General features: G+C 71.3%; 11 protein-coding genes. 5 read left to right on the top strand and 6 right to left on the bottom strand.

From position 1 onward, the window contains the following. Positions 1–153: 153 nt before the first annotated feature. On the bottom strand, positions 154–744 hold the full coding sequence (locus ACGFNU_RS34705; RefSeq protein WP_392600634.1) for a DinB family protein: 591 nt from the start codon (positions 742–744) through the stop codon (positions 154–156). A 26-nt stretch (positions 745–770) separates the two neighbouring features. On the opposite strand from ACGFNU_RS34705, the gene ACGFNU_RS34700 reads away from it, so the two are divergent. Continuing rightward, positions 771–980, top strand: a complete 210-nt coding sequence (locus tag ACGFNU_RS34700; protein WP_392600632.1) for a hypothetical protein — start codon at positions 771–773, stop codon at positions 978–980. A gap of 77 nt (positions 981–1,057) precedes the next feature. Here the strand turns inward: ACGFNU_RS34700 and ACGFNU_RS34695 are convergent, their stop codons facing one another. Further along, on the bottom strand, positions 1,058–1,783 hold the full coding sequence (locus tag ACGFNU_RS34695) for a hypothetical protein (RefSeq protein WP_392600630.1): 726 nt from the start codon (positions 1,781–1,783) through the stop codon (positions 1,058–1,060). A gap of 234 nt (positions 1,784–2,017) precedes the next feature. Here ACGFNU_RS34695 and ACGFNU_RS34690 point away from each other — a divergent pair, with 234 nt between their 5' ends. After that, entirely contained in the window at positions 2,018–4,195 is a 2,178-nt protein-coding gene (locus ACGFNU_RS34690) for a hypothetical protein (RefSeq protein ID WP_392600628.1), read from the top strand. Positions 4,196–4,280: 85 nt separating this feature from the next. Here the strand turns inward: ACGFNU_RS34690 and ACGFNU_RS34685 are convergent, their stop codons facing one another. The 4 genes from ACGFNU_RS34685 to ACGFNU_RS34670 all read right to left on the bottom strand — a co-directional run bounded on the left by ACGFNU_RS34685 (position 4,281) and on the right by ACGFNU_RS34670 (position 7,252). Continuing rightward, positions 4,281–5,075, bottom strand: a complete 795-nt coding sequence (locus ACGFNU_RS34685) for a VOC family protein (protein WP_392600626.1) — start codon at positions 5,073–5,075, stop codon at positions 4,281–4,283. Between the two features lie 75 nt (positions 5,076–5,150). Next, on the bottom strand, positions 5,151–5,384 hold the full coding sequence (locus ACGFNU_RS34680) for a hypothetical protein (RefSeq protein ID WP_392600624.1): 234 nt from the start codon (positions 5,382–5,384) through the stop codon (positions 5,151–5,153). Positions 5,385–5,614: 230 nt separating this feature from the next. Beyond that, entirely contained in the window at positions 5,615–5,842 is a 228-nt protein-coding gene (locus ACGFNU_RS34675) for a response regulator transcription factor (RefSeq protein ID WP_392600622.1), read from the bottom strand. Positions 5,843–6,262: 420 nt separating this feature from the next. Next, positions 6,263–7,252 (bottom strand): threonine/serine dehydratase, encoded by a 990-nt coding sequence (locus tag ACGFNU_RS34670; protein WP_392600620.1) that lies wholly within the window; start codon positions 7,250–7,252, stop codon positions 6,263–6,265. Positions 7,253–7,618: 366 nt separating this feature from the next. On the opposite strand from ACGFNU_RS34670, the gene ACGFNU_RS34665 reads away from it, so the two are divergent. The 3 genes from ACGFNU_RS34665 to ACGFNU_RS34655 are packed head-to-tail and all read left to right on the top strand — an operon-like array spanning position 7,619 to position 15,356. Then, the gene (locus ACGFNU_RS34665; protein WP_392600618.1) at positions 7,619–9,043 is read left to right on the top strand and encodes a PfaD family polyunsaturated fatty acid/polyketide biosynthesis protein; all 1,425 of its coding nucleotides are present in this window, start codon (positions 7,619–7,621) and stop codon (positions 9,041–9,043) included. After that, entirely contained in the window at positions 9,040–12,939 is a 3,900-nt protein-coding gene (locus ACGFNU_RS34660; RefSeq protein ID WP_392600616.1) for a beta-ketoacyl synthase N-terminal-like domain-containing protein, read from the top strand. Before ACGFNU_RS34665 ends, ACGFNU_RS34660 begins: the two co-directional genes overlap by 4 nt. Next, the gene (locus tag ACGFNU_RS34655; protein ID WP_392600614.1) at positions 12,936–15,356 is read left to right on the top strand and encodes an SDR family NAD(P)-dependent oxidoreductase; all 2,421 of its coding nucleotides are present in this window, start codon (positions 12,936–12,938) and stop codon (positions 15,354–15,356) included. The genes ACGFNU_RS34660 and ACGFNU_RS34655 overlap by 4 nt, the downstream gene beginning before the upstream one ends. The last annotated feature ends 12 nt before the right edge of the window (positions 15,357–15,368 follow it).

The following is a 15,368-nucleotide window of genomic DNA, read 5'->3' as shown; positions in this document are numbered from 1 at the left end:
CTACTGACGCGATCCCCCCTCCGAACGGTTCCCGTGACCTCCCGTCCCAGCAGGTCTAGCTGCGCCGTCCCAGCAAGTCCCAGCTGTCCGTCCCAGTAGGTTCCAGTTGCGCCGTCCAGGTGAACGCCTTGTCCTCCGCCAAGGCAAGCGAGCTCAGTTCTGGCCGGCTTCCTTCGCCACGCGCTCGAGCCGATCCCGGTAGCTCTCCCACCACGCCTGATCGCCGGGCGCCATGTTGCCGTTGCCGACGCGCAAACCCACAGAGCCGTCGATCAGCTCCCTGACGATGTCGGCGTGACCGGCGTGCCGATCGGTCTCAGCGATCATGTGCACCAGGATCCGGTGCAACGTCACCTCGCTCCGCCCGGCCGGCCAGTGCGGCACCCGGCCCGGCGCGTCCAGCGCCAGCGCGCCGATCGTGGCGTCGGCGTGCGCGCACGCCCGGCGGTACAGCTCCGTGATCTGATCACGCGACTCGTCGGCCGCCGCCCACATGTCCGCGTTGGGCTCGGCGTCGTCGGCGAGCCAGGGCAGCGCCACACCGGACGGCCGGTCGAAGGTATCGCCGAAGTAGATCAACTCCATGCCGGCCACATGCTTGACGAGCCCCAGCAGGTTGGTGCCCGTCGGCGTCATCGGGCGACGGACGTCGTACTCCGAGAGCCCCTCCAGCTTCCACATCAGAGCGTCACGCGCAGCTTGCAAGTAATGCTGAAGGTCCGCCTTGGCATCACGTCCAGTCATGCCGAGCAGTCTTCCATCTGCACCAAGTGCCCAGGTGGGAAGCCCGGCCCCCAGAGCGTGACCGCGGCCGTCTCGTGATCGTCACCTACGGCTGCACGGTGATGACCCCGGACATCGCGCCCGTCCTCAGCCACGAGCACAAGCAGCTGGGCCTGTTCGCTCTGAGCGAGGTCCCAGACCTGCACATGCCGGACGGCTACAAACAATCGATCGCCGCCTGGCTCGACCGAATGTGACGCCTGAGGAAGGCGACGCCAGCCGTGCGTCCTCGAAGCTCCCCCGCTCATGAGCCCCGCCCGCTCATGAGCTTTGGTCACGGGCGCATTTGCCAGTCGCCGGGCAGGGTGTCGCGTACGGCTTCGAGTGCTTCGGGAGTGCGTGCCCGCACCCAGATCCATTCCGTGGCGAAGTCGCAGACCAGCACGTCACGGCCGTGGAACCAGCGGATCGGTGGTCCTTCGGGGGTGGTCCACATCGGGTAGTCCGGCAGAGACAGGCGCGTGAAGCGGCGTTCGAGAATGCCGGGGTCGGCGTCGGTGGCCTCCCGGCTGTCGTTGTCCGAGCCGAACAGGGCCTCGTACAGCACCATCTCGATGCAGGCGAGGGAGAGGCGCCCGAGGAACGGGCGCCATGGCTCGGGCGAGTAGTAGGTGGCGTCGAGCTGAAAGATGACGGGCGGATCTGGCAGGCGGAGGTCTTCGACCGGGATGCCCCAGTAAGCGACGCCCTGGTTTTCGCAGCGCCACAGGAGGGCTCGGCCGGTCTCGTCGTAGTCCAGCTGGTCGGGCCGGAACAGGTGGTCCTGGTTGCTGGTGAGGTCTTCGCGCCTGCCGAGCAGCGCGAAGGCTTCCTTGAGCGCCTCGGGCAACTGGACGCCGAGCCGTTGTTCGGCCGCGGACAACTCGTCCTGCCGCCAGCCGTCACCGTCGGCGATCGGAGTCGACCATGCGGCGGCGAACCTCCGGAGGAAACGCCACGCCTGCGCGCGGTCATGGCAAGCGGCCGTCAGGTCGCCGGCGAGATCGAACTCCTCGGACATGGCGCTGACCTTAGCGCTGGCCGGATGTGGCATACGTAGTGCGATCATGCGATCTCGTTGTGTGATCAGGCGGATGGCGTGCGGGGACGTGGCGCAGACCGGTTTCGGACAGTCCGTTTGGGCACGTCCGATTAAAGGTTTGGAACCAGACCTTTCGGGTGGGCCCGGCTCGCGCGTGGTCCGATGGCGGTGCGCCGCACGGCGTCGTCGTCTCATTCGGGTGGAGGTGGGCCCGTGCCCACGATCAAGAACACAGCCGACGCTCCCGGCGGGTACTTCGACCCGCACACGCATTACACGGGGATCGTGCACTACCGGGTGCTCGCGGTCCTGACCGAGGAGGGGAAGACCCTCGTCCGCCGCTGGCGCGCCTCGGACCGCGCCGGAGCCCTCCGCCACCTCACGATCGGCGAGATCGAGGAGTTCCTCGCCCGGCACACGCTCGCTGACGCGACCACGACGGACCCGCCCGTCCATCTGCGTCCGTTCCACGAGGACCAGCCCGCGAAGGCGAAGGCCGGGATCCTCTACGACCTGGAGACCCGGCTGCTGATCCTTCAGGCGCTCGGGCTCGCCTGGGGCCTGGCCGACCCCGACCTGCCCGCGGGCGACCTGAAGCGCGTCCGGGAGAACGCCGGGACGATGGTCGCCATCCTCGCCAACGGCACCGGTGAGGTCCAGAAGAGGTTCACCGGCGCTCTCGCGGGTCGCGGGAAGCTGCTCCAGGCGCGACCGGACGACATGGACGCGCTCTGCGACCAGATCGTCGCGCTGGACATCCCCCAGACGTCCGCCAAGGAGTACGGCGAAGGCCTGCCCAAGCTCGTCCGGCACGTCTGCCAGAACGTGCTTACCGCGACGCCGCAGAACGACTACGACAGCGCCTACGTCGGACGCGGCCTGCTCAAGATCGGCGTCCAGGACCTGATGGACGCGGGCATCCGCGAGCTGGCCCGGCAGAACATCGTCTACTCCGAGCAGTCGCTGCCGCTGTGGTCGCTGACCGGCAAATGGGCGATCCCCGGCATCAAGGAGTCGATCGACAAGGCCGAGCGGTCCGGCGTCGTCGTCCGGTGGCTGCCGATGCTCGTCGGCTCGTTCCTCGGCTGGGTGGGCGACAGCCACGAGAGCCCGACCGAGATCGTGCGCACCCCCGAGGACGGGCCGGCGACCTGGTCGATGTTGCGGTTGTACGACGCGACGGGCTCGGACCAGCCGCCGCGGAAGGCCGAGCCGGTGACGGTGACGCCGTGGCAACCCGGCGAGCGCGGCGCGGCCATGCGGTGCCTCGCGGCCAACCTCGCCCGGCCGCACGACGACTGGACGCTGCGCTGGGCCGAGCCCGCCGCGATGAACTGGCCGGTACGGGCGGGCGTCAGCCTGTACGACGACTTCGACGGCTGGCTCGACAAGCTCGACGGCGCCCTGCGCGGAGCCGTCCCGCACGCGGTCGGCTTCGACATCGCGAGCCCCGAACGGACGTGGTACACCGCGCACGGCGGACGGCTCCTCACCCGCGTCCTGCACCGGATCTTCAAGATCGCCAAGGCCGGGAACATCCGGCTCGTCGCGCACGTCCACGTGGGCGAGGGATACCCGGGGTTCGTCGACAACAGGGCCGCGGCGCAGAACATCGCCGCCCAGGCCAAGCGGTCCGAGCAGGAGCCACTGCGCATCCTGTACGACGGGGAGACGCACCTGCCCGCCCACTACCTGTGCGCGGAGAACAACGTCCAGGTGATGCTGAACGCCGTCGAGGCCCTGCGCCTCATGCTGAGCAAGGACGACCTGGCGTTGTTCGACCACTACGTGCGCGTACGGTTCGGCCACGTCACCCACGCCACGCTGATCCAGGCCCAGCGGATGGCCGAGGCCCGCATCTGGGCGGACGTGAACCTCACCAGCAACCTCGCGACCGGAGCGCTGAGCTTCGTCACCGCGACCGCGGGCCACACGGCCCAGCAGAGCAACCGCACGGACCTGATGAAGCGGGCCGCCGAACTGGTGAACCAGCAGCCCAACCGGGACCTGTTCAAGCACCACGCCCTGCTGACGCTGCTCACCTCCGGCGTGTCCACCGTGCTCGGCACCGACGGCGGCGGCATCGAGCACAGCGAGATCGCGCGCGAGCACGCGCTGGCCGCGGCGCTGCTCGCCAACGCGCGCACCGCGATCGACGAGGAGCTGTTCACGATCCTCAGCTCGGCCAAGGCCGAGAAGCAGATCAAGCTGGAGCCCACGGACGCGCAGACGCTCAAGGACCGCCTGTCCCCGGTCTCCCTGTACGCGGCCCAGGCCGCCCACCACGCGTGGATGGAGGGAGAGGACGACCCGCCGCTCCCGATCGCGCCCGATGCCGAGCTCGACCGGCAGCTGGCCAACGCCTTCATCGAGGCGGTCGCAGGCCACTGACCCCCCTCGCGGCCCCGGCCCGGTCCCCGCACCGGCCGGGGCCGTCCCCGCTTATGCGTCGGCGGGGCGGGCCTGGGCGGACGGGTCAGAGCGGCTGGCCGACGCCGATGAGGTTGCCCTCGCTGTCACGGAACCAGAAGCCGCGCTCGCGGGTCCCCTTGGACGGATAGTTGCCCTCGACCTCGACGATTCCGTCAACGGTCTTGAGCCCGGGAACGTCGACCTCCTCGAACTCCACGCCCCGTCCGCGCAACTCGGCCACGACCGACTCGAGGTCGTCGACGTTGAGGCCCATCTGGGTGAACTCACCGGCCGACTGCCCGGTGCTCTGGAAGATCACGAAGCTCCCCTGCCGGAGGTTGTAGAGCAGGCCGCCAGGGCGTTCCTCCGAGGCCTCCAGGCCCAGCTTCTCGGCGTAGAAGCGCCGAGCGCGTTCCAGATCCTGCGCGGGCAGGCGCGTCGCCACGCCGGCGGCGCCGAGCAGCCCGGTGTGCCCGTGCCCCAGCCGCTCGCGCCGGAGCCGCCAGTAGTCCGCGGTCAGCTCGATGAGCTGCAGGCTGTTGCCGTCCGGGTCGGCCAGCGTCGCGAACCACGCGCCGGCCCCCTCGCGGTACTCCAGCTCGGCGATCCAGGTCACGCCCAGCCCGTCGAGCCGCTCGGCCAGCGCGCGGGCGTCGGTCACGTGCAGGTTGAGGATCACCCGTGCCGGCTCGGCCGCCCGCCCCGCCACGTCGTCCCGCCCGTCGATGAGCACGCCCACCCCACCGAAGTGCAGGAAGCCGTCCCCGTCCGCCTTCATGTCGAAGGCCTGCTCGTACCAGGCGCGCAGCCGGTCAGGCTCGGCGCTCGCCAGCAGAATGCTTCCAATAGGCAGATCCACACGCCCTCCAAAGTCGTTTGCCCATACAGACTGAGCGAAGACCCAAAACTGATCGAACACCAGGCGTTCGCGGAGTCATGGTCGCGTGGCCTGTCGCAGATCGCCGGCCTGGGCAGTGGCCGACCGGACGAAGACCTGCCTGGCCTTCACATCGGTCGAAGTGAGCACGGGCAGCGTGACCGGAACGGGAGGCAACGGCAGGTCGGCCGACAGTGGCAGCGGGAGGAGCCCGAACGGCTTGCCGGAGAGGTAGGTGGTCTCCAGAACCACGTCACCGCGCAGGTCTATGCGTCGCGCACGGACGGTCAACCGGCCATGCCGGTTGACGACGGCCGGGCGGACGGCTTTGACCGTCCAGCGAGGTGGCTGAGATCTTGAAGCTCTTCCCGGAGACGGCGAACGAGGTCGCCAGCGATCCGTTCGCCAGCATCGCGAGCAGCGCCGCGAACGCCGCGGCGGTCGGCACGCCGGCCAGCGCGCACCGTCGCCAGCTGATCCTGCCGCCGGCGGGGCGAGGCCTCGACGAGTTCGGCAACCGGTCACTCCCTGGTCTCGGCGGGCGGCGACGGGACGTCATCCGGCCCGGTGTCACGGGCCGGGGGTTCGTACCAGCGGTGCCGGGCCGCCATCATCGCGGCCTCCGTCCGGCTGTGGACCTGCAACTTCCGGAAGACCGCCTGGACGTAGTTCTTCGCCGTCTTCTCGCTGATACCGAGCTTCCTGGCTATCTGCCGGTTCGTACGCCCGTGGCAGATCTGCTCGAGCACTCTGGACTCCTGCTCGGTCAACAGCGAAGGAGTCTTCTCGCCAGGTGCGGACGTCTCCAGGCGGTGAGACGGCTCGCCCGCACTCGACGCCGAAGGGAACCCGTTCTGGATGGCCTCTGCCTGCCGGAGGGTCTCGGCATTGCAGGCTATGATGCGTCGGCATATTTGCAGCGCGATGTCGAGTTCGTCGATCAATTGCCGCACCGCCTCGGGGTTTTCGTCGATGGCGCCGTCCCCTCCGCGCGGCCGGGGCTCCGAATATCGATTACCTTCGAAACTATAGTTCTTGGCGCAAATAGATGCCTTTACTGCCAGTCCAAAGAAATTATTCTTCCGGGCACCGCACTCTGGCCTTCGAGTGATTGACCGCCGAACCGGAAGGCACTAAGGCCGCCACAATTATGGAGCTATGTCCCGATCCTAGGCATTTGTTTCCATTGCCGGCGCCGCGCCGACCCACCGGCGATAAGCGTCCATGTCGACGTTGCCGCCGCACACGATCGTGGCGATGTGCCGGCCGGCGAAGCGGTCACGGTCTTCGAGGATCGCCGCGATGCCGAGCGCGGCCGAGGGTTCGACGATGAGGCCGGCGTGGTCGTGGAGCAGTCGCATGCCGGTGACGATCGACGCCTCCTGGACCAGGACGGCGTCGTCGGCGACCAGGAGGAGATCGTCCAGGACCTCCGGGATGGGACGCCGGCCGGCGACACCGTCGGCGATGGTGTCGGCCGTGTCGGTGGTGACGACGCGCCGTTGATGCCAGGAGCGCGTCATCGCCGGTGCGCCCAGCGGCTGGACGCAGATCACCTCGACGCCGGGCGCCAGCGCCTTCACCACATGGCCCACGCCGGTGGCCATCGCCCCGCCGCCCAGGGCGATCAAGACGGCGTCGAACGGCGGCGGCGCCGTGCCGGCCAGTTCCAGGCCGATGGTCGCCGCGCCCTCACAGGTCTCGATGTCGAGGCTGTCTTCGACCAGCCGGATGCCCTCATGCCGCGCGATGGCCGCCGCCCGCTCGCGAGCCAGCTCGTGGTCGCCGTCCACCAGCTCCAAGTTGGCGCCCAGCGCGCGGATGCGGTCGAGCTTGGCCACCGTCGCGTTGCGGGACGCGACGACGGTGACGTCGAGCCCCCGGCCGCGGCCGGACCAGGCGAGGGCCTGGCCGAGATTGCCCGCGCTGGCGCACACCGCGGCCCGCGAGCCGTTGTCCGCAAGCCGGCTGGCGACGAGCTCGGTGCCGCGTCCCTTGAAACTGCGGACGGGGTTCGCCGTCTCGAGCTTGATGCTCACCGCGCATCCCAAGGCGGGCTCCAGCGCCTCGCAGCGATACAGCGGCGTGTCGAGGAAGACCGGGTCGATCACCTGGCGAGCCGCCCGTATCCGGGCGAGGTCAAGACGCGTCTCCTGCACGACACAGCAGCGTAACGCCCCAGGCACTGTCCCTCCAGATGAACTGCCCGGCGGTCGGCACAGAGCACATGAACCTGAGCCGAAGTGCTCCTGTCCGGGACCTTTCCGTCCGTGCTTGAGTCGACAGCGAGGACGATTCCAAACGAGTAGGACATGGTGGCAGCAACCCCGCACACCGTCGTTTCCCCGAAGAAACCCCTTACGGGCGAGCACGACGATTCAGCGTCCTTCGCTCCCGATGAGATCACGCGGTGGATCGCCGATATCCGGCGGCCTTTCAGGCTGCTGATCGATCCGTCCACCGGCGGCAGAGGCCTGCAACGCGATAACGGACCTCCACCAGGACCATGGCAGATCGCCGGACTATTGCCCGCGACGTATCCCGAATGGCTCGGCAGCCGCGAATTCTGCGCGGCCCATCACACCCGGTTCCCCTATGCGGCCGGCGAGATGTCGACCGGAATCGCCACGACGACGATGGTGCGGAAACTCGCCGGGGCCGGCCTGATCGGCTTCTTCGGCGCGGCCGGACTGGGCGAGCGGACACTGCGGAACGCCGTCCTGGAGCTCGGCGCCGCGCTGCGCGAACACCGGAACTGGGGCGTCAACCTCATTCACACCCCGAACGAGCCGGCCACCGAGAACCGGACGGCGCGGTTGCTGATCGAACATGGCGTGCCGGCGGTGTCGGCGTCGGCGTACATGGACCTGACGCCGCCGCTCGTCCTGTGCGCGGTGCGCGGTCTGCGCACGGACGGGAGCGGACGCGTCGTCCGGCCCCGGCGGGTGCTGGCCAAGGTCTCCCGTCCCGAGACCGCAGAACGGTTCATGTCACCCGCGCCCGAGTCGATCCTGCGCGTGCTGGTGGAGGAGGGCGCCCTCTCGGCGGAGGAGGCCGGGCTGGCGGCGCGGATACCGGTGGCCGAGGACGTGACGGTGGAGGCCGACAGCGGCGGCCACACCGACAACCGGCCCTTGGCGGCCATGCTTCCCGCGATCCGCGCGATCCGCGACCGGCTGGCGGGTACCTACGGCTGCCCGCGCGCCGTCCGGGTGGGGGCCGCGGGCGGACTGGGCACGCCCGCGGCCGTCGCCACCGCCTTCGCGCTCGGCGCCGACTACGTTCTCACCGGCTCGGTCAACCAGGCCGCCGTGGAGTCGGGCATGTCCGACGAGGGCCGGCGCATGCTGGCGCAGGCCGACATCACCGACGTGGCGATGGCGCCGGCCGCCGACATGTTCGAGATGGGCGTCCGGCTCCAGGTGCTGCGGCGCGGGACGATGTTCGCCGGCCGCGCCGCCCTGCTGTACGACCTGTACCGGGACCACGGGGCGCTGGAGGAGATCCCCGCCGCGCGCCGCGCGATGCTGGAGGACCAGGTCTTCCGTGCCCCGCTCCCGGAGGTCTGGGCCGAGACGGCGCGCTTCTGGGCGGCCCGCGACCCGGACCAGGTCGCCCGCGCCGAACGCGACCCCAAGCACCGGATGGCCCTGGTGTTCCGCTGGTATCTGGGCAAGTCGAGCCGGTGGGCCATCACCGGCGAAGCGGGCCGGCGGGCCGACTACCAGATCTGGTGCGGCCCGGCCATGGGCGCGTTCAACCGCTGGACCGCGGGCTCCTTCCTCGCCGAGCCGCGGCACCGGACCGTCGTGCAGATCGCGCTCAACCTCCTGGAAGGAGCCGCGGTGATCACCCGTTCGCACCAGGCGCGCACCTGCGGGCTGCAGATCACACCGGACGGCTTCACGTTCGCCCCCCGCCGCCTGGCCGAGAGCAGGGAGGCCGAGTGACGACGCCGCACGGTCCCGGCCGCACGACGCCGCACGGTCCCGGCCGCACGACGCCGCACGGTCCCGGCCGCACAGCGCCGCACGGTCCCGGCCGCACAGCGCCGGACGGCTCCGGCCGCACGGCGCCACGCACGTCCGGCCGTCCCCGCCAGGAGCCGATCGCGATCATCGGCCTCAGCGCCCTCATGCCGGGCTCGGCCGGGATGGGCGGGTTCTGGCGCACGGTGGTCGAGGGCGACGATCTCATCACCGACGTCCCGCCCGGCCACTGGCTCGTCTCCGACTACTACGACCCGGATCCGGCGGCACCCGACAAGACGTACGGGCATCGCGGCTCCTTCCTGGACCCGGTGGACTTCGACCCGCTCGCCTTCGGGCTGCCGCCCAGCGCGCTGCCCGCCACCGACACCGCCCAGACCCTCACGCTCATCGCCGCCCAGCGCCTGCTGGACGACGTCGAACGATGCAGCCCGGCGGGGTACGACCGCGACCGGGCCGGCGTCATCCTCGGCGCGGGGCCGCTGGAACTGCTGACCACGATGGCCAACCGGATGCAGCGGCCGGTCTGGACCAAGGCGATGCGCGCGGCGGGCCTCCCCGAGTCCCAGGTGCAGAGCATCTGTGACCGCATCGCCGAGCACTACGTCCCCTGGCAGGAGGCCACGCTGCCGGGACTGCTCAGCAACGTCCTCGCGGGCCGCGTCGCCAACCGGTTCGACCTGCACGGCACCAACTTCGTGACCGACGCCGCCTGCGCGGGCTCACTCGCCGCCCTGTCCGCGGCGGTGAACGAGCTGAGCCTGCGGCAGGCGGACATGGTGGTGACCGGAGGCGTCGACACGCTCAACGACGCCGTCTGGTACACCAGCTTCAGCAAGACGCCCGCGCTGTCGCCGACGGGTGACTGCCGCCCGTTCTCGGCCGGCTCCGACGGCATGGTCCTCGGCGAAGGCATCGTGCTGTTCGCCCTCAAGAGGCTGGCGGACGCCGAACGCGACGGCGACGCCATCTACGCGGTCATCCGCGGAGTGGGCACATCGTCGGACGGGCACGGAACCGCCGTCTACGCTCCCCTGCCGGCAGGCCAGGTCCGTTCCCTTCGGCGGGCCTACCGGGCGGCTGGGTACGGCCCCGCCACCGTCGAGCTGATGGAGGCGCACGGAACCGGTACGCCGGCGGGGGACGCGGCCGAGGTGGCGGCTCTGCGCGAAGTATTCGGAGAAGCCGCCACCTCGTCCGGCGCCTCGTCCGGTGCCTCGTCCGGCACGCCGCCCGCCGCCTGGTGCGCCTTGGGATCGATCAAGTCGCAGTTCGGCCACACCAAATCCACCGCGGGCGCGGCGGGGCTGCTCAAAGCCGTGCTCGCCCTGCACCACAAGGTCCTTCCGCCCACCATCAAGGTGGAGCGTCCGAACCCTCGCCTGGGGCTCACCGACGGTCCGTTCCATCTCAACACCGTCACCCGCCCCTGGATCCGCGACTCGGCCCATCCGCGGCGCGCCTCGGTGTCGAGCTTCGGCTTCGGCGGCACCAACTTCCACGTCACGGCCGAGGAGTACACCGCCGACGACGGCGGCCGCAGCCCGGATCGCCTGAGCACGGCACCGTCCGAGCTGGTCGTGCTGGCCGCGCCTTCTTCGGACGCCCTCCTGCACAGGTGCCGCACCGTACTGGCGGACGACCGGCCGTTCCCGTCGATCGCCCGCGAGACACAACGGGAGTACGACGCGGCCCAGGACGGCCAACGCCCGTCCGACGACCGCGCACGTCCGGAGAACGGCACGACGGCGCGGGCGTCGCAGCCGGCGCGGGCGTCGCGATCGCGGTTGGCGGTCGTCGCCGCCGATGCCGACGAGCTGCGGCGCAAGGTGGAGCAGGCCGCCGCCCGGATCCAGGCGGACCCGCGGTCCTCGTTCAGCACCCCTGACGGTGTCCACTACGGCTGTGGCGATCCGGCCGACCAGCGTGTGGCGTTCCTGTTCCCTGGCCAAGGCAGCCAGTACGTGGGAATGGGCGCGGACCTGGCCATGCACATGCCGGAGGCGCGCCAGGTCTGGGACCGGCTCGCCGACGTCCATCTCGGGGACGCCCCGTTGCACCGCGTCGTCTTCCCGGCTCCGGCCTTCACCGACGACGAACGCGACGCGCAGGCGGCGCTCCTCACCGCGACGGAGTGGGCGCAGCCCGCCGTGGCCACGTACGGCATGGCGATGCTGGCCCTCCTGCGCACCCTCGGCCTGCGTCCCGCCTGCGCCGCCGGCCACAGCCTCGGCGAACTCACCGCCCTCCATGCCGCCGGCGCCCTCGACGCCGAGACCCTGCTGGGCCTGACTCGGCGCCGGGGCGAACTGATGCGGGACGCCGCCCGCGTGCCCGGCGGGATGCTCGCCGTTCAGGCCTCCGCACGGGACGTGGAGGGGGCGATCCGGGCGACCGGGCTCGCCGACCTGTGGCCGGCCAACCACAACTCCCCGGACCAGACCGTGGTCGCCGGGGGAAGCCGATCCATCGACGTCCTCCGCCGGCACCTGGACGGGCAGGGGGTGCGGGCCCGATCGCTCGCCGTGTCGACGGCCTTCCACAGTCCGCTGGTCCAGAACGCGGCACGGCCTCTGCTGGACCACGTCCGCGGCCTGTCCGTCGCACCGTTGACGCTCCCGGTCTACGGGAACCGCGACGCGGCGCCCTACCCCCGCGATTGCGATGCCGGCGACCTCGCGAAGCGGCTCGCCGGGCAACTGATCTCGCCGGTGCTGTTCGCCGACCAGGTGGCCGCGATCTACGACAGCGGGATCCGGACGTTCGTCGAGGTGGGTCCTGGCTCCACGCTGACCGGACTGGTGCGCGCCAATCTACGGGGGCGCGAGCACAGTGCGATCTCGCTGGACAGGCTAGGGAAGAACGGTGTCACGGCGCTCTACGACGGCTTGGCCGCGCTGATCGCGCGCGGTGTGCCACTGAGCCTGGCGGCACTGCGGCGGAACGTCGCGCCCCCGGCCGCACCGGAACCGCCGCGGTCCCCGGCGACCGTGCGGATCTCCGGCACCAACTACGGCAAGGCCTATCCGCCCGCCGGTGGCGTGGACGACCTGCCACCGCCCAACCCGGAGCCGGACGTCGGCTCCCGCCTTGGCCTGGACGACCCGAACACATCGGAGGTAACGACTGCCATGGCGCAGCCAAGCAAGCAGGCGAGTGAACAGTCACCCAACGGCCGAGCCGACTGGCTGCAGACGCTGCGGGAAATTCACCGCCTCGCGGCGGAGACCCATGCGTCCTACCAGCGCTCAACGGCCGACGCCCACCTGGCCTACCTGGCAGCCGTGGACAGGTCGCTCGGCAACGGAAACAGCGTCACCACGGAGAGGCGCAGCTCCGCCCCCGATGACACCGGCACACCGGCCCCTACGGCAGAGGAAATGGCGCCTGCGCCTATGGAGCCGCCTCCGATGGCGCCCGCGCCCGATGCGTTCACCTCCTACACGTTCACCCCCGAACCGACCGCCCCCGAACCGACCCACGTCGAACCCGCCGGCTTCGAACCCGCCAGCTCCGAACCGACCCGCTCCGAATCCGTCCGCTCCGAACCGACCCGCGCCGAACCGATCGCGGCGGACCACGCGCCGGAGACCGGCGCCTCCTCCGAGGCTGCGGCGGATCTGACGGAGCTGACCTTGCAGATCGTCGCGGACAAGACCGGCTATCCCGCCGAGATCCTCAGGCCGGAGATGCATCTCCAGGCTGATCTGGGCGTCGACTCGATCAAACGGGTGGAGGTCCTGTCGGCGCTTCGTGACCGCATCGAGGGGCTTCCGACGCTGGACGCCGCGGAGCTCGGACGGCTCCAGACGATCGGTGAGATCGCCGACCGGCTGGTGTCCGAGGTGCGTGGATGAGAGCTGGGACCGTTGACGGTGAGCTGCACCGGCCGCCGCGGGCCCGGCCGGCCGGCCTGCTGGTGCGCCACCTGGTCCGTGCGACGCCCGCCCCGCCCTCGGGGCTGGAGATGGCGGGGCTCCGCCGAGGCCGGCTGGTGGTGACCGGCGACGGTGGCGGTGTCGCGGTCCGGCTCGCCGAACGCCTCAGCGCCCGGGGCGTCCCCGCGGAGGTCGCGGCGGGGCCCGCCGAGATCCCCGCCGACGCGGCGGGGGTGGTGTTCCTCGGTGGCCTGCGCGAGGTGGACGGCCCGGACGAGGCGATCGCGCTCAACCGGGAGGCGTTCGCGGCGGCCCGCGCCGTGGCCGCACGGTTCACTCGCGACGGCGGGGTGTTCGTCACGGTCCAGGACACCGGCGGCGACTTCGGGCTCGGCGGGCGGCAGGGACACCGGGCCTGGCTGGGCGGGCTGGCGGCGCTGGCCCGTACCGTCGCCAAGGAGTGGCCGGACGCCGCCGTCAAGGCGCTCGACTGCGAGCGGGCGGGCCGTACCCCGGACCAGCTCGCCGATGTGATCGCCGGTGAGCTGTTCACCGGCGGAACGGTGCTCGACGTGGGGCTGCGCTCCGACGGGAGCCGGACGACCCTCGTGGCCAGGGCCGAACCCACGCCCGTGCCGGTCTCCCGATGGCACGCCGGTCCCGCGTGCCTGCCGCCGCGAACGTCGCCCGCGCACCCTCCGCCTGCGCCGCCCGAGTACCCGCCGCTCATCGGCCCGGACTCCGTCGTCGTCGCGACGGGCGGAGGGCGTGGGATCACCGCCGCCGCCGTCCGCGCGATCGCCGCCGCGCACCGTCCACGACTCGTCCTCATCGGGCGCACTCCGCTGACGGACGAGCCGGCGTCTCTCCGCGCCGCGGGCGACGAGACGGCGGTCAGGAGCGCGATCGTGGCGGACCGGCGGCGCGAGGGCGCTCCGATGCCCGCGCCGGCCGAGATCGGCGCGCTGGCACGGCAGGTCATCGCCGCTCGCGAGGTGCGCCGGACGATCGAGGATCTCACCCGGGCGGGCAGCGGCGTCCGTTACCTGTGCCTGGACGTGCGAGACGCGGGGGCTCTCGGCCGGGCGCTGGAGGGGGTGCGGCAGGACTGGGGCCCGGTGACCGGGCTCGTGCACGGCGCGGGGGTGCTGGCCGACAAGCCGGTCGAGGGCAAGACACAGGAGATGTTCGACCGGGTGTTCGGCGTCAAGGTCCATGGGCTGCGTTCGCTGCTCGACGCGACCGCCGATGATCCCCTGTCGTTCGTCTGCCTCTTCTCGTCCGTCGCCGCCCAGTTCGGCAACGTGGGCCAGAGCGACTACGCGATGGCCAACGAGGTGCTGTTCCAGGTGGCGGCGGCGCAGGCCGCGAGCCACCCCGGCCGGGCGGTCACCGCGGTCGGCTGGGGTCCCTGGGACGCGGGGATGGTGACGCCCGAGCTGGCCGGGCACTTCCGCGGCGACGGCGTCGGCCTGGTGCCCGCCGTGGAGGGCGGACGCGCCGTCCTGGCGACGCTGGGCACGGCGCCGCCCGGCAGGCGGCTCCTGGTCGCGGCCGACGGTGACCGGCTCCTGCCCGCCGACGGCCGGCGGCGGAAGGCCGCTCTGCGTGTCAGCCTCGACGGCCGGCCCGAGCTGCGCGACCACGACATCGGCGGTGCCCCGGTCGTCCCGGTCGCGGTCGCCTTGGAGTGGTTCATCGCGGCGGCCAAGGACCTCGACCCGGCCCAAGACCAGATCGCCCTCGCCGATCTGCGCGTCTTCCAGAAGCTGACCGTCGAGCCGGGCCAGACGCGGCGGCTCACGTTGACCATCGACGAGAAGCGAGACGGAACGGAACTGAGAATCCTCGATGAGAACGACAGGCCCTGCCAGTCGGCACGGCTTGCCAACGTCGTGCCAAGCCAGAAGTACGTCGACTGGTCACCGCCAGCGGAGCTGAGACCGCTCAAGCACGCATCGCCCTACGACAGCGACGCGCTCTTCCATGGCCCTTCCTTCCGCGCGCTGCGCACGGTGGACGGAGTGTCGGCCGACGGCGCGGCGGGGACGGTCGTCGGCGCCCGCGAGCTCGGATGGCCCGGCTTGGAACCCGGACGGCCCGGCCGCGACGGTGGAGGGTCCTGCCGGTGCAGGCACCTTGATCCCGCCGCCGTGGACGCCGCCCTCCAGCTCGCCGTGCTGTGGGCCGAGCACATGATGAACGGGGCCACGCTCCCGATGGCGGTGCGCTTCGTCCGCTCGTCCATGAACGGCACCCTGGCGCACCCAGCCCGCTGTGTCGTGCGGGGACGCGAGACCGGCCCTGACCAGGCGCGCTGCGACGTCGCCCTGCTGGAGCCCGGCGGACGGCCGAGCCTGGAGCTCCTCGGAGTCACCCTCGTCAGACGTCCATGACCAGTGCCACGC

This window comes from Spirillospora sp. NPDC048911 (assembly GCF_043198015.1).
GTDB lineage: Bacteria > Actinomycetota > Actinomycetes > Streptosporangiales > Streptosporangiaceae > Spirillospora.
The sequence above is the reverse complement of the archived record's forward strand: the minus strand, read 5'-3'. Positions and strand labels throughout refer to the sequence as shown.